The following is a 19,388-nucleotide window of genomic DNA, read 5'->3' as shown; positions in this document are numbered from 1 at the left end:
TGCTCCCCACCGGGCTGACGTTCTGCTAGCCGCCCGGTCCCGGAAAGTCAAGCGGCGAGCGCCGGCAACGGCTTGGCGGCTTCCGCGGGCTCGCGTAGGATGCGATCCACGCGAATGGATCCGGCGATCTCGATCGTGATTCCTGTGTACAACGAGGCGCCCAATGTGCTGCCGCTCGCGGAGGAAATTGCGGCGGTGGCCTCGCGGCTGCCGTCGCTGGAAGTGGTGTGGGTGGACGACGGCTCCACCGACTCGACGCCGGACCGGATTCGGGAGGCGGCGGCCCGCCATCCGTTCGTTCGAGGGTTGCGGTTCCCGCTCAACCAGGGGCAGTCGGCGGCGATGCTCGCGGGCATCCGCGCCGCGCGCGGCGCGGTGATCGTGACGATGGATGGCGATCGTCAGAACAATCCGGCCGACATTCCCCGGCTGCTCGAGGCGCTCGGGACCGCCGAGGTCGTCTGTGGCCGCCGTGCACACCGTCACGACTCGTGGTCCCGGCGGATCGCCTCGCGCATTGGCAATGCGGTGCGAAACTGGTTCACGCACGACGGCGTCCGCGACACGGGCTGCAGCCTGAAGGCGTTCCGCCGCGAGTGCGCGCAGGACCTGCCGCCGGTCCGCGGGGTGCACCGCTTCATGCCGGCGTACTTCAAGCTTCACGGCCGCCGCGTGGTCGAGCTGGACGTGGACCACCGACCGCGCGCGGGCGGTGTCTCGAAATACACCAACCTGCGACGGTTGCCGCAAACGGTGCTGGATCTGTTCGGCTTCTGTTGGTACCGGCGGCGTGTGCTGCGCACGCCGCCACCGGAGATCCTCGCGTGACGGTGGCCGGCCGCGCGGCCGCGGCGGACCGCCGGCCGCGGGCGGCGGCGATCGCCGCGGTCGCGCTGCTGACGTGGGTGACGTATCTGCCGGCGATCCACAACGGTTGGACGAACTGGGACGACACCGAGCTGCTGCTGAAAGATGCCCGCTGGCACGGCTTTTCCCCGGCGAACCTCGTCTGGATGTGGACGACCACCCGACTGGGCCACTATCAGCCGGTCACGTGGATGTCCTACGCGCTGGACTACCACCTCTGGGGGGTGAATGCAGCAGGGCTGCACCTGACCAACACCGTGCTCCACGCGATCACCGCAGCGCTGCTCACCGCACTGCTCCTGCGGTGGTTGGAGCGCGCGGGGTGGCTGGGCGAGGGCGCCGGCGCGCTGGAGTGCGCATGGGTCGGTGTCGCGGCACTGCTGTGGTCGCTGCATCCGTTGCGCGTCGAGGCGGTCGCGTGGATCACCGCACGACGCGACCTGCTTTCGGCGCTGTTCTGCGCATGGTCGCTCTGGTTCTGGCTGCCTCCGCCCGGCCTCGATGCGCCCGACCGGGGGCGGTGCGCGGCGGCAACCGCGACGGGGGTGGCCGCGATGTTGTCGAAAGGCCAGGCGATGGTGCTGCCGGTGCTGGTGGTGATCATGTTCGCGGCGGAGCGCGCCGCGACGGGAGCGGCACGAGACGCTGCCGGCTGGCGGCGTGGTGCGATCGCGACACTGCCGCTGTGGGCGGCTGCGCTGGTGATCGCGCTGGTGTCCGCACGCGGCGCCGCGGTGTCGGGCGCGGCGTGGTCGTGGGCCTCGCACGGGCTCGCCGCGCGAGCGATTCAGTCCGCTTGGAGTCTCGCGCGACAGCTCGTCGCGACGGTGTGGCCCGCCGGTCTCACGCCGCTGATCCCGCTGCCACGTCCCTGGAATCCGTGGGCGATCCGGTGGCTGGCGCCCGCGATGGTGACCTCGGTGGTGTATCTTTCGCTGCCGCTGTGGGCGCGCCGCGCGCCCGCACTCGCGTGCGCGCTGCTGTGGATCGCCGCCGCAATCGCGCCGGTGAGCGGCTGGCTGCAGAGCGGACCACAGCTCACCGCGGATCGCTACAGTTATGTGGCGTCGTGGTCGCTCGCGACGGTGTCGGCGGCCCTGCTGCTGGGCGGCTTTCGCCGGTTGCGCGGGCCGCAGCACCGCCCAATTGCAGTCGCCGTCGGCGCGGCGGTGATGGGGGGACTTGTGGTGCTCGCGTCGGTGACACGCGCGCAGATCCGCGTCTGGCGCGATCCGGTGTCGCTGTGGAGCCGCGCGATCGCGGTCCATCCCGACAGCGCGATTGCGCACGCGAACCTCGCGGAGGCATTGGCCGATGCCGGTGAACCGGCTCGCGCGCTCGAACACTATGCCAACGCGGTGCGACTGGATCCGGCCCTGCTGGCGCCGCGCGCAGGGTGGGCAACGCTCGCCGCGCGGCTTGGCGCAACGGACGCGGCGCGCGCGCAGTTCGAGGCGATCCTGAAAGCGGATCCCCGCCACGAGGCGGCGCTGATCGGTCTTGCCAACCTCGACCTGCTCGACGGCCGCACCAACGATGCGCTCCGGCGCTACGAGGCGGCGTTCACCGCGCACCCCGACAGCGCGGAGGCGGCATACAACTTGGCAACCCTCCGGCTGCGTCTCGGCGACGTCCGCCGCGCACGCGAGCTCCTGGAGCCGCTGGTGATGCGTCAGCCACACCATGCGCTGGCCTGGCACAATCTCGGGATCGCGCGGCAGCGCGAGGGCGACCGACTCGGCGCTGCCGAGGCCTACCGGCGTGCGATCGAACTGGCCCCTGAGCTGGCTCGACTGCACCCGCCGGCGGCCGAGCTCCGCTGAGAAACCGCCCTGGCGGCCGCGTCACACTTCCAGCGCGGAACGGAGTGCCTTCGCAAATGTGGTCGCCCGGTCGAACCGCTCGCCGGGCGTCGGCGACAGTGCCCGATCCAGCGCTTCCCGCACCGCGGCTGGCAGATCTTCTGAGGCGGTGGGCCGGTATTCGGCGGGACCGTTCGGACGCTGTTCGCCGGCATGATCCGGGGCGCGGCCACAGAGCAGTTCGTGCGCGAGAATCGCCAGAGAATAGACGTCCATGCGCGGATCGTCCGGCACGCCGGCAGCCAGCTCCGGTGCGATGTGGAACCAGTGCCGCGGCACTCCACCCCGGACCGCCATCCGCGCGATCTCCCGCTGCCCGAACCCGAGAATTTTCAGCCGCCGTTCGCGGTCGAGCATGAGCTGGTCTGCGCGAAGCTGCAGGTGCATCAAACCGTGCGCGGCCGCCTCATCAAGGGCGCTGGCGCAGGCGTCCACGATTTCCACCACCGCGGCGCGCTCCAAACACCCACAGCGGGCCAGCACCGACCGCACCGTGGTGCCGCGGATGTAGTCCATCGCGATCGCCACCACCGAGGGGGAGCGATCCAGCCGATGGGGTCGGACCACGCTGCGATGGGACAGCTGCGCTGCAGCGTGCACGTCGGCCTCGAGCCGCGCGACGGCCGTCTCGTCGGCGGCAAAGCGTGCGGCGAGCACCTTCAGCACAACATCACGGTCCTCCGCGGTGTCGCGCGCGCGATAGACCGCCCCCAGACCGCCGGCGTCGAGCAGCTGGAGCTCCGCGTATCGCGGACCGACCCGCGGTGGCGGGATCGGCGGCGCGAAGGTGGGACGCGACACTCCCGCCGGCGGCGACGGGGGAGGGCCGGGACGCGCGGACATGCGCAAACGTACCACCGGTGCCGGCGGGCGCACGCGGAGAGGGGAGGGCGCGGAGCGGCGCGGTTTCGTGTTGCCGGCCTCGATCGCGACACGTGAGCGGTACAACTCGACAGCTTCCCGAACCCAGCCGATCAGCGCCTCTTCCCGCCAGGGTTTTTCTACCACTTTCCACACGCCCGCATAGTTCACTGCCTCGATCACGGCTTCCTTCGTCGTCTGGCCGCTGACCAGCATGCCCACCGTGTGAGGGTGGTGCCGCCGAATCTCGGCGAGAACCTCAATGCCGTTGTGGATCGGCATCGCCAGGTCGCACAGCACCACCGAGAACTCGCTCGCGGCGGCGAGCTCCATCGCGACTTCCGCGTCGCTGCAGGCCAGCACCTGTAGCTCCGGGAATCGGGCCGCGATGTGGCGGCGCGTGACCTCCGCGACCGCCGGTTCATCATCAACGACCAGCACCGGCGGCACCTCACCGCTCGCGCGCTCGGGTTTCATCGCCCGGTCATCCTAGGGACAGAAGCGGCAACCGGACAAGTGCGGCTCGCCGCCCGTTGCTGTCCGGCGAGCGACCTCGCCGCGGCTACGGTGCGCGGGCGTCGCGTGCGCCGAGATCTGCTCGCAACCGTTCTTCCGCGCGGGCGCGGATCTGCTCAATCGGCGGCAGCCCGGTCCGCTCGCGGAGTTCCGGGTCCTGGCGATCGGCCATGTAGGCGCGCCAGCACAGCGCGGCGATTTCTTCATGCCCCGCGGCCGCGATCGGATCGCCCAGCAACCGCCACAATGCGGCCTGATAGAGCGCCGCCTCGACGGCGGCCAGCGCCTGATCGGTGTCGAGATCTCGAAGGTGGCCCGTCCACGTGTCCGCGACGAAGCGTTCGAAAGTGACGTTGGTCGCTTCGCCGTGTCGCCGCTGCAGTTCTGCGAACAGTTCTCGAGCCACGCCGGTGCGCTGATAGGCGGTGCAGATCATCACGCCGTCCACCAGAAAATTCCGATGCGCCTGCCGCACCGTGGGATCGTCAGGATGTCGCGCCAGCGCCTCGTCGAAGCTCGCGCGCACCGCGGGCAGCACGTCCGGTTCCGGCGCCAGCATCACCGTGCGACCGTCCGGCGAAAACGAAATCCGGCCGCGAAGAAAGGTCGAGTTCATCGCCTGGAAGATCTGACGCCGGAGGGCGACGTCATCGAAACGGGTGCGCGCGTGGGTCAGCCCGGTCGCCGCCCAGTAAAGCGCGTGAGCGTAGGGCCCGCGCCAGTCGAGCGGCACCCCGAGCTGCTGTTCGATCTGGAGCATCTGACGAGGATCCAGCCGGTAGCGCGTGAGCATGCGCTGCACCCGCGCGACGGCGCGGAGGGCGCGGCCCTCGGCCGAATCCGTCCACCTCGCTCGCAGCGGCTCCGGGATCTGGTGGAGTGCCGGCTCCTCTTCCGCGAACGCGTCGATGCCGTGGCGGGCGAGCTCTGCGGTGAACTGTGCAATCGCCGGCTCTGCCAGCCGGTCGGCCGCCGGCTGATCCGCGAGCCGGGCGAGCGTGGGCAGGTCCGGTTGCGGTCGCGCGCCGCCCAGCAGACGGGTCATTTCCAGCGCCCACTCCCGCTTGTAGAGCAGGTGCGCCTGGTCCAGGTCCATGCCGATCTTGTGGTAGAAGATCCAGGCCAGCTCGCGGTGCAGTAGCGCGCTGCCGGGATTGTAGGTCATCCCCTGATCGCGCAGCAGCGAGATCCCGTGCCGCACCCAGCGCCAGCGGTCGTTTGGATCCGGCAGCATGACGCTGACGTTGTAGGCGAGGTTCCAGCCATGGAACGCCCAGATCGAGGCGAACCGCGGTTGGAGTTTCGTGATCCAGTCCGCCAGCTGCACCAGCTCGAAGTACTGGCCGCGATCCTGCAGCTCGCTCGCGCGCATCCAGAGGATGTCGGCCGCGAGGCCCCGGAACGCCCCGAACGCGACGGTGGTGAACGCGACCAGCGGCGGCGCGTTCTCCAGCGGCTCGCCCTGGTTCAAGCCTCCTGCGCGCCGCAGTTCCAGAAGCGGTTCGTGCAGCCGGCCGCACGCCCACAGCGATGCGATGGCCATCAGCACCAACAGTATCGAGTTGCGGCTCATTCCTGCACCCCGCCCAGCTCGCGCACACGCAGCAGCGTCGCACCCAGACATGCGAGCAGACCGCACCCCACCGGCAGGCTCCACGCGATCATGTGCAAGGTTTCGGCCCAACTGATCAGCTCACCGGCCGCCAATCGCTCGAACACGCCGGTCGTGCGCACCGGCCGCAGCAACCAGTTCATCACACTGAAGTAGGTCTGCCAGATGCGTTCGGCCGCCGCCGCCCAGCCGCGGGCCGTCGTCGGGTCCTCCACAAACACCGGCTGGCCCGCCATCGTCGAAACATAGCCCGCCATTCGCGCGACCAGTACCGCAGCGACCGCCAGAAACGACGCGACCGGCATCGACAGCAACGAACCGGCCGCCAGCCCCACCGCGCCGAGCACTGTGATCTGGCACCAGGTCACCAGCCACCCCCGCACAAAGTTGCCTGCCGCGCCGCCCTCTCGAATCAGCAGTCGAATCCCCTCATCGGGATCAAACAGCAGCGTGCCGCGCAGACGGTCCCGGTTCTCGAACACCAGCCGTACGCGTCGTGAGCCCGCCAGCGCGCTGGCCGGTACCGACAGCGAGTGCACTGCGCCCGGCGTCCACGCTCCCTCCAATGACCATCGTTCCGCACCCGACTCCGCCAGTAGCGACCATCGCCCCGCCACCTTGGAAGTGTCCAGCGTGGACGTGGCAAACCGGAATCTCAGCTGCGCAGTCCCGTCGGCGCGCACGTGTTCGGGCAGTTCGATCTCCCAGGTGCCGCGCGAGCTCGGCAGCACAGTATGATCCGAGGCGCGCAGGCTGTCCCGCAAGCGTCGCCGGGCTTCGGCCGCGGGCTCGCCCTCCGGCGGCCATCGCCCCGCAGCGGTCGCTTCGCGGATGTGCTGCTGCACGCGCTGTTCAACATCCGGCGTGATCGGCGCCAGTGCTCGTCGCGCCACAAGAATTTCCTCTCGCAGAACGCGCAGGTCCGCGGCTTGCCATGGTCCACGTCGAACCGCGGTACTCAGCGCCACCGCGGAGCCGGCGGCCGCCGCCGCGCACAGCGCCGCGGAGAGCACCGCCAGCGCCAACCATTTACCCACCCATACCTCGATCGTGCGGACCGGCTTGGTGAGCACCTGGTGCATCTGGCGGTCGCGCACCTCGAGCGCGATCGCACCGCAGCCCACCCACACCGAGGCCAAAGAAATCAGCAGCGACGTGAGCCACATCGTGTAGGTGATCGCGATGCGGCACAACCCTGTGATGGTGCCGTCGCCCTTCACGGTCACCGGCAGGCCGAGCGCGATCGCAACGATCATCACCGTGAGCACCAGCCACAGGCGCGACCGGATCGCGGCCCGGAGAGCCACCACCGCGATGGCGGTGACCGCGCTCATGAGGAAGGCGGTTTCACCAGATGGCGGAGCCGCTCGTCCGCCGTCGTTGAAGCCTGCGAGACCACCGCGTCGCGACCGGCCTCGCCGGCCAGATACGATGCCACCTGCGGGGTTCCACCCGGCGCCGTTTCATCGCCGGTTCCCTCGCGAGCGCGCCGAACGACTGCCAGAAAGTACTCTTCCAGGTCCATCCGCGGGTGGTCCACTTCCGGCTCGGTCCCCGTCAGCTCCCGCGCCACCGCGCACAGCCGCTCGAGCGTTCCCGGCGGCGGCCGTGTGAGGGTGAGGCGGCACCGCTCGCGTTCCTCCAGAAGTTCCGAGATCGCGCCCATCGCCTGCAGCCGTCCTCCGTAGAGGATCGCGACGCGATCGGCGACGTCCTCGACATCGGCCAGCAGGTGCGAGGACAGCACAACGGTCTTTCCCCGTCCGGCCAGCGTTCGAATCAGCTCTTTCATCTGACGGCAGCCGATCGGATCCAGACCCGATGTCGGTTCGTCGAGAATTACGAGGTCGGGATCGTTGATTAGCGCCTGCGCGAGCCCGACGCGCCGCGCCATCCCTTTCGAGAACTCGCCCACCCGGCGCCGGCGAGCCGCGGTCAGGCCCGTCATTTCGAGCAATTGCTCGATGCGCCGCCGGCGCTCCGCCGTTGGCAGATCGAAGAGACGCCCGAAGAAGTCCAACGTCTCCTCCGCGGTGAGAAACGGGTAAAGATAGGATTCCTCCGGCAGATAGCCAATGCGCGACTTGATCCGCACGTCGGTCGGAGGCCGTCCCAGCACAATCAGCCGGCCGGAGGTTGGCCGCAGCAAGCCGAGCAGCAGCTTTAACGTGGTACTTTTCCCCGAACCGTTCGGCCCCAGCAACCCGAACACCTCGCCTCGCCGCACCTCGAAGCTGAACCCGTCGAGCGCCCGCACGCGAGGACGACGCCAGAAATCAAGGAAAATCTTCGTCAGCCCAACCGCTTCAATGACGGTCTCCGCGCTCATCGGCGTGCAGTATACCCCGGCCGCGTCACGAGGACACGCAAGGGGCGTTGTTCCCCCCGCGGCCCCATCGCTTCTTCGGGGGCGACCACCTCAGCCGCAGCCACCGGACCAGTTCGTTCCCGCCCCAACAGCGCAGGCGCCGGTTGGGCGGGACCGCCGCGGGCCACAGGGCGCTGCGAGCGCGGAAAGGGGACAGGCTCGAAGTTTCCAATCCATGGACATGCTTGAGCACGGGCGCTCCAAGGGTTGGACGCGTGACCCAATCGCCGCCCCGCCATGTGTTTGACGAGTAGAGCCGGACATCTGACCGGCGCTGCACACGCACACCGCTCACATCAGGGCGGGATCTGCGCGACTGCCGCGGATCGACCCTTCCGAGCGCTGTTCGTTCTCGCCCACGACACATTTCGGCGTGCCTGCTCGTTGATCTCTGTCCCTGGCCAAAGGCGCAGTGACAGAAGGGCCTAATACGTGCGCAAGTCGGAGGTGGGCGAAACGGCCGCGGCGGACGGTGTGGTGGGCGATCGCCTCCGCAGCGGCGGGGACAGCCAAGGCGGCGGGGGAGGGGGGCCTTGAGTTGCCGTTTCAACCCCGCGACATTGGTGATGCCGCCGTGCGGAAGATCCGGCTAGACGTTCAGATCGCGGCAGTCGTCGGATTTACACGTATAACCGCTTTCCTGGCGTTCAAAATTCCGTCGGTTCTTCTGCATGTACAGCTCGTAGACGTCCCGGGCGCGGAGTCCGACGATCTGCGCAAGCGAAATGAGGAAGTGGAACAGATCTACGATTTCGACGCGGGCGTTCTGCCGGTCGTAGGTCTGGTACCGGGCCCACCACTTCCACGGAACGCTGTCGACCAGCTCAGCGGTCTCCTGTTGAAGCGCGCGACAGAAATTCAGAATCCACTCGGGCTGGCGCTCTTCCGGCAGCGCCGTGGTGTCGACGCCGATTCTGCGGTTGAGTTCTGCCTGCAGCCGGAACATCTCTTCCAGCATGTCAGCGGGCTGGTTCGACATCGCTGATGGCCTTTCTTGCGGCGGCGGACGACCGCCCGGCACAGCCTACCGCGTGAGGCGCTCGGAACCAAGTCGCCGGCCGAATCGGGCCTAGGAGGCCGGTGTGCGGCCCGGCGGCGCGAGTCGGAACACGATCTCGTCGGGCGCTTTGTCGGTGACCTCCGCGATGACGGTGGAGCCTTCCGGAATCGCACCGCTGAGCAGCTGACGCGCGAGGACATCGACGACGCGGCGCTGGATCGCCCGTTTCAATGGCCGGGCGCCGAACGCGGGATCGTAACCCTCCCGGCAAAGCAGGTCCCGCGCGCTCTCCGACAACTCGATTCGGATATGCTTTTCCGCAAGGAAGCGGGCCAGTCGCTCGAGCTGCAGGTCCACGATTCGCCGAAGCTCGTCGCGGCGCAGACTGTGGAAGAGCACGATCTCGTCAATCCGGTTCAGGAATTCCGGACGAAACTGCCGCTGCAACAGTTCGTGCACCTGTTCGCGCATGCGCTCCCAGAGTGGGTCGCCGGGGCCGAGATTGGGGTGCCGCTGGAGCGTATCGTGAATCAGCTGACCGCCGATGTTCGAGGTGAGGATGATGATCGTGTTGCGGAAGTCCACGGTCCGGCCCTGCCCATCGGTCAGGCGGCCCTCATCCAGGATTTGAAGCATCACATTGAAGACGTCGGCGTGAGCTTTTTCGATCTCGTCGAACAGCACCACCGAATAGGGACGTCGCCGAACGTGCTCGGTGAGCTGGCCGCCCTCCTCGTAGCCGACGTAGCCGGGCGGTGCACCGATCAGGCGGCTGACGGAGTGTTTCTCCATGTACTCCGACATATCGATCCGCACCATCGCGGACTCCGAGTCGAAGAGGAACTCCGCCAGCGCGCGCGCCAGCTCGGTTTTGCCGACGCCGGTGGGACCCAGGAAGATGAAGGAACCGATCGGGCGGTTCGGGTCTTGCAGTCCCGAACGGGCGCGTCGGACCGCGTTGGCGACTGCGCTGACGGCCTCGTCCTGGCCGATCACACGCCGGTGCAGCTGCTCTTCCATGCGCAGCAGCTTTTCGCGCTCGCTCTCGAGCAGCTTCGCGACCGGAATGCCCGTCCACAGCGCGACGACCGCCGCGATGTCTTCGGCGTCCACCTCTTCTTTCAGCATTTTTTGTTGGGACTGGACCTCCGCGAGGCGTTGCTTCGCGGCGGCGATCTGGCGTTCAGTCTTGGGGATGCGGTCGTACAGCAGCTCCGCCGCCCGTTCGAGCTGACCGGCGCGCTGCGCGGATTCCTGCTCGGCTTTCAGCAGATCCAACGCGCGGGTGAGCGAACGGAGCTCCGCGATGAGTTCCTTCTCCTTCTGCCAGTGTGCCTTCAGCTTCGCGCTTTCCGCGCGCAGGCGTTCGAGCTCCTCCTCCAGCTTCCGCCGGCGTTCGACCGCGTCGGGATCGGTTTCCTTCTGCAGCGCCTGCCGCTCGATTTCGAGCTGCAGGATGCGACGCTCGATCTCGTCGATTTCGACCGGCATGCTATCGATTTCCATGCGCAGGCGGCTGGCCGCCTCATCCACAAGGTCAATGGCCTTATCCGGAAGGAAGCGGTCGGTGATGTAGCGGTGCGAGAGCACCGCCGCCTGGACGAGCGCACCGTCTTGGATGCGGACGCCGTGATGAACCTCGTAGCGTTCCTTCAGACCCCGCAGGATTGCGATGGTGTCTTCCACAGTGGGCTCGCTGACGCGGACCGGCTGGAACCGGCGTTCGAGCGCAGGGTCTTTCTCGACGTACTTTCGGTATTCATCCAGCGTGGTCGCGCCGACGCAGCGCAACTCGCCGCGGGCGAGGGGGGGCTTGATCATGTTCGAAGCGTCCACCGCGCCTTCGGCGCCGCCGGCGCCGACGAGCGTGTGCAGCTCATCAATGAAGAGGATGATGCGGCCTTCCGCGGCAAGCACCTCCTTCAGAAAGGCCTTGAAGCGTTCCTCGAACTCGCCGCGGTATTTCGCGCCGGCGACCATCGCACCAAGATCCAGCGCGACGACACGGCGGTCTTTGAGCCCTTCCGGCACGTCGCCCGCGACAATGCGCTGCGCGAGCCCTTCGACAATCGCGGTTTTCCCGACGCCCGGTTCGCCGATGAGCACCGGGTTGTTTTTGGTGCGACGCGACAGCACCTGGATCACCCGGCGGATCTCCGCATCGCGCCCGATGACGGGGTCCAGCTTGTGCTGGCGGGCCAGGTCGGTGAGGTCCCGCCCGTACTTGCGGAGCGCGTCGTATTTGTCTTCTGGCGAAGCGTCCGTGACCCGGTGGCTGCCGCGGATCGTCTGCATCGCCCGAAGCAGCGCGTCCGGCGTGACGCCGAACTGCCGCAGAACTCGGCCGGCGGGCAGCGCCTCCTCCTCAACGGCCGCCAACAGGATGTGCTCAGCGCTGACATACTCGTCGCGCATGCGCTGCGCAATTTTCCATGCTGCGTCGAGCAGACGCAGCAGCGCGCGCGAAGCAGTGCCTCCCAGAGCGGCGCCCCCTTCGACGCGCGGTAGCGTGTCGAGCCGGCGTTCCAGTTCGGCCAGCACGCGTCCCCGCGGCGCGCCGATTGCTTCGATCAGTGACGCCGCCACTCCGTCGCTGGGCTCCAACAGCGCCAGCAACAGGTGGTCCGGCTCCACTTCCGGATTGCGCCGGTCCGCCGCCTTCGCCATCGCGGCTTGCAGCGCTTCCTGACATCGAACAGTCAAACGGTCCGGTTGCATGTGATTCACCTCTGCCCCTCCTCCCTAGCAGTGCGAGTGCCAATCCATAAATAGACACGATGGCCCCCGATTAGGGACAGTTTGACACTCCAGGCCCAGACACGCAACCCTGCACAACGGTATCGGCGAGACATTGTGACACTGGCGATCTGGATTTATATACGCAAAATGTTTTTGTGCAATGATATAAGATTTACGCTTTGCGCTTGGCATGCACAGTGCTGAAGAAATTGGCGGCGACGAAAGAATGGAGGTGCCGGCGATGAGAATGACTGACATGCTGTGGGATCCGATCGTGGACCTGATGAGGTTCCAGCGCGAAATGAACCGGCTGCTCGATGCCTACTGTCGGCCGGCGGACGTCTTCCCGCGGATGAACGCGAAGGCGGATGACGAGTCGGCAGTAGTCCAGGTGGAACTTCCGGGCGTTGACCCGGCGTCGGTGAAAGTATCGGTAGCCGGTGACGTGCTGACGATTGAGGGTGAGCGGCCGTCGGCGATTCCGGACACTGCGAAGGAGGTCCACCGCCAGGAGAGGGCGACGGGCTCATTCGCGCGGTCGCTGCGGCTGCCGTGGGAGGTCGAAGCCGACAAGGTCACGGCTTCGCACAAAAACGGCGTTCTGACCGTGACGCTGCCCCGGCGCGAGGCGACGAAACCTCGTACGGTGGCGGTCACAGCCGAATAGTCGGATGGGAGGTGTGACCATGACGGAGACAAGGGCGGTATCGGTGAAGGACACGGAACCCCGCGCGGTGGACGCGATCCGGGATCGGCCGGTCGTGACCCCGGCAACGGACATCTACGAGACGGACGAGGCGATCGTCGTGGTGGCCGATCTGCCAGGGCTGGACCAGTCGTGCGTGAACGTCGAGCTGGATGACGAGGTGCTGCGAATCCGTGGCACCGCGCCGTCCGGCCAACCGGAGATGGTGTCGCCGGATCTGGAGGAGTTTTGTGTCCGGGACTATGAGCGCTCGTTCGCGATTCATGTACCGGTGGATCGCGATCACGTGCGGGCGCAGATGAAAAACGGGGTGTTGACAGTGACGCTGCCGTTTGCGCCGGAAGTTCGTCCGAAACCGATCAAGGTGGAGGCCGAATGACCGGTATGGCGGCAGAGAGGTCAAACTGCGAAAAGGAAGGAGGAATGAACCATGAGCCGTAGCCTGATCCCTTGGCGGCGCGGGCGCGGCGCAGCGCCGGCCCGGGCTGAAGAGAGTCCGTTCGATGCGCTGCATCGGGAGATGACCTCGCTGTTTGACAGCTTCTTCCGCGACATCGAACAGACGTTCCGCGGATGGCCCGCCTGGCGCGGACCTTCCGCGTTCGTCTCGCCGTCCGTTGAAGTCTCCGAGACCGACGACGAGCTGCGGGTGGCCGCGGAACTCCCGGGCCTCTCGGAGAAGGACGTGGAGGTCTCGGTGGACAACGACGTGCTGGTGATCCGTGGCGAGAAGAAGCAGGAACGCGAGGAGAAGAAGCGCAGCTATCACCTCGTCGAGCGGGCGTACGGCCGCTTCGAGCGCGAGATTCCGCTGCCGGCGGGTCTCGATCTCGAAAAGGTCGAGGCGAAGTTCAAGAACGGCGTCTTGACCGTGGTGCTGCCGAAGACGCCCGAGGCGAAGTCGCAGCGGCGCGTGATCCCCGTGAAAGAGGCATAACGCGGCTCGAACGGACCGCGCGGGTCCTCAGGGGCCCGCGCTTTTTTGCGTTCCCGCGCTGCGGTCATCCCCGAAGGTTCGACAGCTGCGGGTCGATGGGCTAGGCTCGGATCCGTCCTGGGCCGCGCGCAAGGAGTCGACGCTGTGAGCCGAGCTGTCGCATGGAGTGTTGTCGCGTGCATCGCGTTGGTGATGCGCGCGGGGAGTGGTACGGAAGAGAACGGGTTTCGCCCGCTCTTCAATGGCCGGGATCTCGCCGGCTGGGTGGACGTGAACACTTCGCCGGAAACCTGGCAGGTTCGCGAGCAAGGGATCCTGCACTGTACTGGTACGCCGATCGGCGTCATTCGGACGGATCGGCAGTACGAGAACTTTGTTCTGGAGCTGGAATGGCGGCATCTGCGGCCGGCGGGGAACTCCGGTGTGATGATCTGGGCTTCTCCAGCGCCGGCGCCGGGTCAACCGTTTCCCAAAGCGATCGAGGTGCAGATCCTCGACCACCAATTCTATACGAACTACGTCGCTTCCGGAAAACAGGCCGGCTGGTTTACCACTGACGGTGATGTGTTCGCGATCATGGGCGCGACGATGACACCGTTTGAGCCGAATGATGGCAAGATGCGCAGTTTCCCTCGTGAGCGTCGGACGCGGGGATCTCCGGAGTGGAATCATTACCGAATCACCGCCAGCAACGGGGTGGTGACGCTCGCCGTGAATGGCGCGGTGGTGTCCGGCGGTTCGAACTGCGTCTGGAGGAAGGGGTACATCTGCCTGGAAGCCGAGGGCAGCCCCGTCGAATTTCGCAACATCCGGATCCGGGAGTTGCCCTCTACGGATCCGCCGCCGGAGATGGTGGCGCCGCTGGCGGACTGATGAGGAGGGTGCACCGTCCGGGGCCCTCAGGAGGATTTGCGCAATGCCAGCGGTACGCCACAGAGTCGTCGCCTGTTTGTTGGCCGGTATGAGCGTGTGGACGGCTGACGCTGCGACAGGGCCGGAGGTCGAGGGGGAGCTGAAGCAGTGGCATGCGGTCAGTCTGACGTTCCGGGGCCCTGTCGCCGCTGAGACGGACGACGACCCGAATCCGTTTCGCGACTATCGGTTGGTCGTAACGTTCCGCCACGAGGGTGGGGCGCCGCCGCGCCGTGTGCCCGGCTATTTTGCCGCCGACGGTCGGGCGGCGCAGACTGGCGCGGACCGGGGCGACGCCTGGCGGGTGAAGTTTTCGCCCGATCTGCCGGGGCGCTGGGAATGGAGGGTGGAGTTCGTGCGCGGACGCGGCGCGGCGATTCGGGACGTCGCCGGCGAGCCGGTGCTGCCGTGGCACGGCTTGCACGGCGAGCTGGAGATCGGCCTGTCGGACAAGTCACCGCCAGACCTCCGCGCGCGCGGTCGGCTGGTAACGACCGGCACGCGTTACCGTCGGTTCGCGGGCGATGGCAGCTGGTTCCTGAAGGCCGGTCCCGATGCGCCGGAGACCCTGCTGGCATTTGCGGATTTTGATGGAACGGAAGCGCGCCGGCATAACGCACCGCTGAAAACCTGGGCGCCACACTGGCGCGACTGGCGGCCGGGAGACCCCCTCTGGCGTGGCGACCGCGGGAAAGGTCTCATCGGCGCGCTGAACTACCTGGCGGCGGTCGGCCTGAACACGGTCTCGATGCTGCTGTACAACGCCGGTGGTGACGGCGACAACGTCTGGCCGTTTCGCTCACGGGACGACAAGTGGCACTACGACTGCTCGAAGCTCGACCAGTGGCAGCTGGTCTTCGAGCATGCGGCCCGCCGGGGACTCCATCTGCACTTGAAGCTGCAGGAAACGGAGAACGATGACGATCGACCGCCAGAGAAGAGGGCCAGCCCGGTTGCGACGTCGCTGGACGGCGGACGGACCGGCCCGGAACGCCGGCTGTATCTACGGGAGATGGTTGCGCGGTTTGGGCATTTGCCGGCGCTCACGTGGAATCTTGGCGAGGAGTGCACCCTTTCGACCGAGGAGATTGCTGAGATGGCGCGCTATTTGCGCATGCTGGATTCATATGGCCACCACGTGGTTGTGCACACCTATCCCGGCCAGCAGGAGCGGGTGTATCGCCCGTTGCTCGGCCGGCCCGAAGTGCTCACGGGCGTATCGCTCCAGAACCACTGGAATGCGACCCACCGTTTGTGCTGGCAGTGGATCTGCGAGTCCACAGCCGCCGGCCATCCGTGGGTGGTCGCGAACGACGAGCAAAACCCTGCCGAACTCGGAGTGCCACCCGACGAAGGATGGAACGGTTTCGACGGCGTTGCGCGCCCCGCTGGCAGCCGGGAGGGCGGACAATACACGCGGCACGACATTCGGCGGTACTGCCTATGGGGCGCATTGATGGCCGGTGCGGAGGGAGTGGAATACTACTTCGGTTACCAACTTCCTCAGACGGATCTTGATTGCGAAGACTTCCGCAGTCGCGAGCGCTCGTGGGCAGACGCGCGTCGCGCACTGGAGTTCTTCCGGCGCGAGGCGATCCCCGTTGATGAGATGCGGAACCTGGACGAGTTGGTCGCCAACCCGAAGCGATCGAACACCGCCTACTGCTTCGCGAAGCCGGACGCATTGTATCTGGTGTATCTGCCACGGGGCGGAACGATCACGCTGGATCTTTCCCGCACTTCCGGCCGGTACCGCGTCTGGTGGTTCAATCCTCGAGCGGACATGCCGATGTTGGCGGATCCCCGGCGGGAGGTGGAGGGGGGAGCTCGTGTGGCGCTCGGTCCTCCTCCGGCGGAGCCGGACGAGGACTGGCTGGCCGTCATTCGTCGGCAATGAACCGGCGATGCTGACGGGTGCAGAGAAAAAGATGTCGCCGGCACATCCGTGCGGTGAGCCGGGCTGGGCGGCCACGCTGGCAACGGAACTCGAAGGCGAGCTGGACCTTTCTGCGCTGGCGCGTCGGTTGTATGCGCAGGACGCCTCAATCTACGAGCAGTGGCCGCTCGGTGTGGCGCGGCCGCGGTCTGCGCGCGACTGCAGGGCCATCGTGCGCGCGGCGGCCGCGCACGGCTTTGGGGTGATCGCGCGAGGCGGCGGCACGAGCCTTGCGGGGCAGTGCGTCGGCGACGGCCTCGTGGTCGAGTTCACCCGGCACATGAATCGTGTGCTGCAGATGGACGCTGTGGCGCGGCGGGCGGTCGTTGAGCCGGGGCTGGTGCAGGACGACCTCAACGATGCCGCTGCGCCGTACGGTCTGATGTTTGCGCCGGACACGTCGACATCGCGGCAGGCGGCAATCGGGGGGATGATCGGCAACAACTCGTGCGGCGCATTCTCCGTGCTGTTCGGGACCACCCGCGATCACGTGGAAGGACTGGAAGTGGTGCTGGCCGATGGCGAGCTTGCGCGGCTGGGGCCTTTAGATGACGAGGCGCTGCGGCGTCAGATGGAGGAGCCGAGCGCCATCGGCCGCATCACGCGCGACATCGTGCGGCTGGTGGATCTTCATCGCCAGGTAATACTGCGCAACGCTCCCAAGCCGTCGGTGCGGCGCCGGAACGCGGGGTATGCGCTGGATGCGCTGGCGACGGGACGCCCCTGGGTCCCAGACGGTCCGCCCTTCAACCTCGCGCGGTTGATTTGCGGCAGTGAGGGCACGCTGGCACTGGTCACTGCCGCGGAGCTGCGCCTGGTACCGCGGCCGAAGGAACGGGGGTTGATGTGCATCCATTTCGGCTCGGTGCTTGAGGCCTGCGCCGCGGTGCCGCGGCTGCTGGCGCACGGTCCCGCCGCGATCGAACTGATGGACGGCGCGCTTCTGAACGCGACGGAGCACCACGCCGAATATCGCCGTGACCGCTTCTGGGTGGTCGGGGTGCCTGGCGCGGTGCTCGCGGTGGAGCTGTGGGCGGAGACTGCGGCGGAACTGGCCCGGCGGATGACGGAGTTGGAGCGGGACGCCGCGGCGGCCGGGCTCGGCTACGCCCGCCCGGTCGTAGCGGCTGGCCGTATCGCCCGCGTGTGGGCGCTGCGCAAGGCGGGGCTCGGCCTACTGACCGGCGTGCCCGGCGATGCGAAGCCCGCCACCGCGATCGAAGACATTGCCGTCGCGCCAGAAGACCTTGCGGAGTTCGTGCGCGAGATCGGTGCGCTGATGGCAGCGATCGGCTGTTCCTGCGTGTACTACGGACATGCCTCCGTGGGACTGTTGCACTACCGGCCGATGCTGAATCTGAAGGAGCCCACCGACTTCGAGAAGTTTCAGCGACTCTGTGAGGCGGTCGTGCCGTTGGTCCGGCGGTTCGGAGGGTCGCTTTCGGGCGAGCACGGCGATGGCCGGCTGCGCTCGCCGTTCCTGCGGGAGGCATTGGGGTCGGAGCTGTATGAGCTGTGCAAGGAGGTCAAACGGATCTTTGATCCGCAGGGAGTGCTGAACCCGGGCAAGATTGTGGATCCGCGGCCGCTAACCGCCGACCTCCGGGTCTCGCCGGCGAGCCGTACGCCGGAGGTCCGCACGGAGTACGACTGGTCCCGCACGCTCGGATATGTGCGAGCGGTGGAGGCCTGCAACGGTGTCGGCCAGTGTCGGCAAAGCAGCGGCCGCGGACTGATGTGCCCCACCTACATGGCGACCGGTGATGAGGCGATGACCACTCGGGCCCGCGCCAACCTTTTGCGCCAGGCGCTCACCGCGGGTGACGAGCAGATGGCGTGGTTGGATAAGGACGTTGCGGCGGTGCTCGATACGTGCGTGATGTGCAAGGGATGCCGCACGGAGTGCCCCTCTGGCGTGGACATGGCTCGCATCAAGGCCGAGTGGCTGCAACATCACCATGATCGGTGTCGGCCGGATCTCCGCAGTCGGGTGTTCGCCGCGTTTGCAACGCTGGCGCGCGGCGCGCGTCTCGCCCCCCGCCTCACGGCGAGGCTGGTCAACCTGCCGGTCGTGAAGCGCGTTCTCCGAATCGCACCGCAGCGCACCTTGCCGGCGTACGCGACGGAGACGTTTGCCGAGAACTGGCATCGCCGCCGCACGCCGACGAAAGGCCCCCGTGGGACGCTCGTTCTTTATTGTGACGAATTCACGGATTCGTTGGAGCCGGAAATCGCCTGGGCGGCGGTGTCGGTGCTGGAGGCGCTGGGATGGCAGGTCGAGGCGGTGACGGGTGTCGAATCGGCTCGCTCATGGATTTCGAAGGGGTTTCTGCGGGTTGCGAGGCGGCGGCTGGACCGGGCGGTGAAGTGTTTAGATCGATGGGCGTCGCAGGGGGTTCGGATCGTCGGCCTGGAACCTTCCGCGCTGCTGACGTTCGTGGACGAGGCGCCGGACCTCGTCTCACCGGCGGTGCGTGGCGCGGCGCTGCGCGTGAAAGAAGCCTGCCAACTGTTCGACGATTTGATCGCGGAAACCGAAGACGCCGGTGAGCGTGCGGCATGGCGGCCGCTGCCGGTCGCGCACGCGCTACTGCATGTGCATTGTCACCAGAAAGCGTTGGTGGGTTCGGCGGGGACCCGACGGGCGCTGGCGCTCATCCCGAACCTGCGCATCACGGAGCTGGCGACCGCCTGCTGCGGGATGGCGGGCGCGTTCGGGTACGAGGAGGAGCACTACGAGCTCTCCATGCGTCTTGCGAACCAGATTCTGTTTCCGGCGATCCGGCGCGAACCAGAAGCGTGGATCTGTGCGACCGGCACCAGCTGCCGACGGCAGATTTTGGACGGTACCGGGCGGCGGGCATGGTCGCTCCCTGAGCTGCTGGCGTTTTCGCTCGGTCTGCGGCCCCCTCAGGAAGCATAGGGAGCAACAAATTGAACGTTCGGGCGCGCCATCGGCGACTCCGAAGCCACCGAATACGGGTCGAGGCGGTCCAGCCGGGTGAGAAGCTGGTCGACGTGGAGGTGGTGCTGCCACGCGGTCCAATCGTCCTCCGGCTGCGCTGGGTTCCC

General features: G+C 67.2%; 14 protein-coding genes. 8 read left to right on the top strand and 6 right to left on the bottom strand.

Annotated elements, in window-relative coordinates:
• The first annotated feature begins 114 nt into the window (after positions 1–114).
• The gene (locus N2652_03840) at positions 115–828 is read left to right on the top strand and encodes a glycosyltransferase family 2 protein (protein MCX7818328.1); all 714 of its coding nucleotides are present in this window, start codon (positions 115–117) and stop codon (positions 826–828) included.
• The gene (locus N2652_03835; protein ID MCX7818327.1) at positions 825–2,690 is read left to right on the top strand and encodes a tetratricopeptide repeat protein; all 1,866 of its coding nucleotides are present in this window, start codon (positions 825–827) and stop codon (positions 2,688–2,690) included. The genes N2652_03840 and N2652_03835 overlap by 4 nt, the downstream gene beginning before the upstream one ends.
• 21 nt (positions 2,691–2,711) lie before the next feature.
• Here the strand turns inward: N2652_03835 and N2652_03830 are convergent, their stop codons facing one another.
• The 6 genes from N2652_03830 to clpB all read right to left on the bottom strand — a co-directional run bounded on the left by N2652_03830 (position 2,712) and on the right by clpB (position 11,804).
• On the bottom strand, positions 2,712–4,067 hold the full coding sequence (locus tag N2652_03830; protein ID MCX7818326.1) for a response regulator: 1,356 nt from the start codon (positions 4,065–4,067) through the stop codon (positions 2,712–2,714).
• A gap of 85 nt (positions 4,068–4,152) precedes the next feature.
• Positions 4,153–5,679 (bottom strand): hypothetical protein, encoded by a 1,527-nt coding sequence (locus tag N2652_03825; GenBank protein MCX7818325.1) that lies wholly within the window; start codon positions 5,677–5,679, stop codon positions 4,153–4,155.
• Positions 5,676–7,052: a hypothetical protein gene (locus N2652_03820; protein MCX7818324.1), complete on the bottom strand. Its 1,377-nt coding sequence runs from the start codon at positions 7,050–7,052 to the stop codon at positions 5,676–5,678. Before N2652_03820 ends, N2652_03825 begins: the two co-directional genes overlap by 4 nt.
• Positions 7,049–8,047: an ABC transporter ATP-binding protein gene (locus N2652_03815; GenBank protein MCX7818323.1), complete on the bottom strand. Its 999-nt coding sequence runs from the start codon at positions 8,045–8,047 to the stop codon at positions 7,049–7,051. The genes N2652_03820 and N2652_03815 overlap by 4 nt, the downstream gene beginning before the upstream one ends.
• A 628-nt stretch (positions 8,048–8,675) precedes the next feature.
• On the bottom strand, positions 8,676–9,065 hold the full coding sequence (locus tag N2652_03810; protein ID MCX7818322.1) for a dUTPase: 390 nt from the start codon (positions 9,063–9,065) through the stop codon (positions 8,676–8,678).
• A 90-nt stretch (positions 9,066–9,155) separates the two neighbouring features.
• The gene (gene clpB, locus N2652_03805) at positions 9,156–11,804 is read right to left on the bottom strand and encodes an ATP-dependent chaperone ClpB (GenBank protein MCX7818321.1); all 2,649 of its coding nucleotides are present in this window, start codon (positions 11,802–11,804) and stop codon (positions 9,156–9,158) included.
• Between the two features lie 262 nt (positions 11,805–12,066).
• Here clpB and N2652_03800 point away from each other — a divergent pair, with 262 nt between their 5' ends.
• The 6 genes from N2652_03800 to N2652_03775 all read left to right on the top strand — a co-directional run bounded on the left by N2652_03800 (position 12,067) and on the right by N2652_03775 (position 19,239).
• Positions 12,067–12,492: an Hsp20/alpha crystallin family protein gene (locus N2652_03800; protein MCX7818320.1), complete on the top strand. Its 426-nt coding sequence runs from the start codon at positions 12,067–12,069 to the stop codon at positions 12,490–12,492.
• Positions 12,493–12,511: 19 nt separating this feature from the next.
• Complete coding sequence (locus N2652_03795; GenBank protein MCX7818319.1) at positions 12,512–12,910, top strand: Hsp20/alpha crystallin family protein; 399 nt, start codon at positions 12,512–12,514, stop codon at positions 12,908–12,910.
• Positions 12,911–12,961: 51 nt separating this feature from the next.
• A complete protein-coding gene (locus N2652_03790; GenBank protein ID MCX7818318.1) occupies positions 12,962–13,468 on the top strand; it encodes an Hsp20/alpha crystallin family protein in 507 nt (168 codons plus the stop codon).
• Between the two features lie 144 nt (positions 13,469–13,612).
• On the top strand, positions 13,613–14,341 hold the full coding sequence (locus N2652_03785) for a DUF1080 domain-containing protein (GenBank protein ID MCX7818317.1): 729 nt from the start codon (positions 13,613–13,615) through the stop codon (positions 14,339–14,341).
• A gap of 88 nt (positions 14,342–14,429) precedes the next feature.
• Positions 14,430–16,277 (top strand): DUF5060 domain-containing protein, encoded by a 1,848-nt coding sequence (locus tag N2652_03780; protein ID MCX7818316.1) that lies wholly within the window; start codon positions 14,430–14,432, stop codon positions 16,275–16,277.
• A gap of 7 nt (positions 16,278–16,284) precedes the next feature.
• Complete coding sequence (locus tag N2652_03775; GenBank protein ID MCX7818315.1) at positions 16,285–19,239, top strand: FAD-binding protein; 2,955 nt, start codon at positions 16,285–16,287, stop codon at positions 19,237–19,239.
• Positions 19,240–19,388: the final 149 nt, after the last annotated feature.

The organism is Kiritimatiellia bacterium (assembly GCA_026417735.1).
GTDB lineage: Bacteria > Verrucomicrobiota > Kiritimatiellia > PWTM01 > PWTM01 > CAACVY01.
The sequence above is the reverse complement of the archived record's forward strand: the minus strand, read 5'-3'. Positions and strand labels throughout refer to the sequence as shown.

Coding starts and splice junctions, on each gene's coding strand:
- N2652_03840 (MCX7818328.1), top strand. CDS start 115: ATGGATCCGGCGATCTCGATCGTGATTCCTGTGTACAACGAGGCGCCC.
- N2652_03830 (MCX7818326.1), bottom strand. CDS start 4,067: ATGAAACCCGAGCGCGCGAGCGGTGAGGTGCCGCCGGTGCTGGTCGTT.
- N2652_03825 (MCX7818325.1), bottom strand. CDS start 5,679: ATGAGCCGCAACTCGATACTGTTGGTGCTGATGGCCATCGCATCGCTG.
- N2652_03820 (MCX7818324.1), bottom strand. CDS start 7,052: ATGAGCGCGGTCACCGCCATCGCGGTGGTGGCTCTCCGGGCCGCGATC.
- N2652_03815 (MCX7818323.1), bottom strand. CDS start 8,047: ATGAGCGCGGAGACCGTCATTGAAGCGGTTGGGCTGACGAAGATTTTC.
- N2652_03810 (MCX7818322.1), bottom strand. CDS start 9,065: ATGTCGAACCAGCCCGCTGACATGCTGGAAGAGATGTTCCGGCTGCAG.
- clpB (MCX7818321.1), bottom strand. CDS start 11,804: ATGCAACCGGACCGTTTGACTGTTCGATGTCAGGAAGCGCTGCAAGCC.
- N2652_03800 (MCX7818320.1), top strand. CDS start 12,067: ATGAGAATGACTGACATGCTGTGGGATCCGATCGTGGACCTGATGAGG.
- N2652_03795 (MCX7818319.1), top strand. CDS start 12,512: ATGACGGAGACAAGGGCGGTATCGGTGAAGGACACGGAACCCCGCGCG.
- N2652_03790 (MCX7818318.1), top strand. CDS start 12,962: ATGAGCCGTAGCCTGATCCCTTGGCGGCGCGGGCGCGGCGCAGCGCCG.
- N2652_03780 (MCX7818316.1), top strand. CDS start 14,430: ATGAGCGTGTGGACGGCTGACGCTGCGACAGGGCCGGAGGTCGAGGGG.
- N2652_03775 (MCX7818315.1), top strand. CDS start 16,285: ATGCTGACGGGTGCAGAGAAAAAGATGTCGCCGGCACATCCGTGCGGT.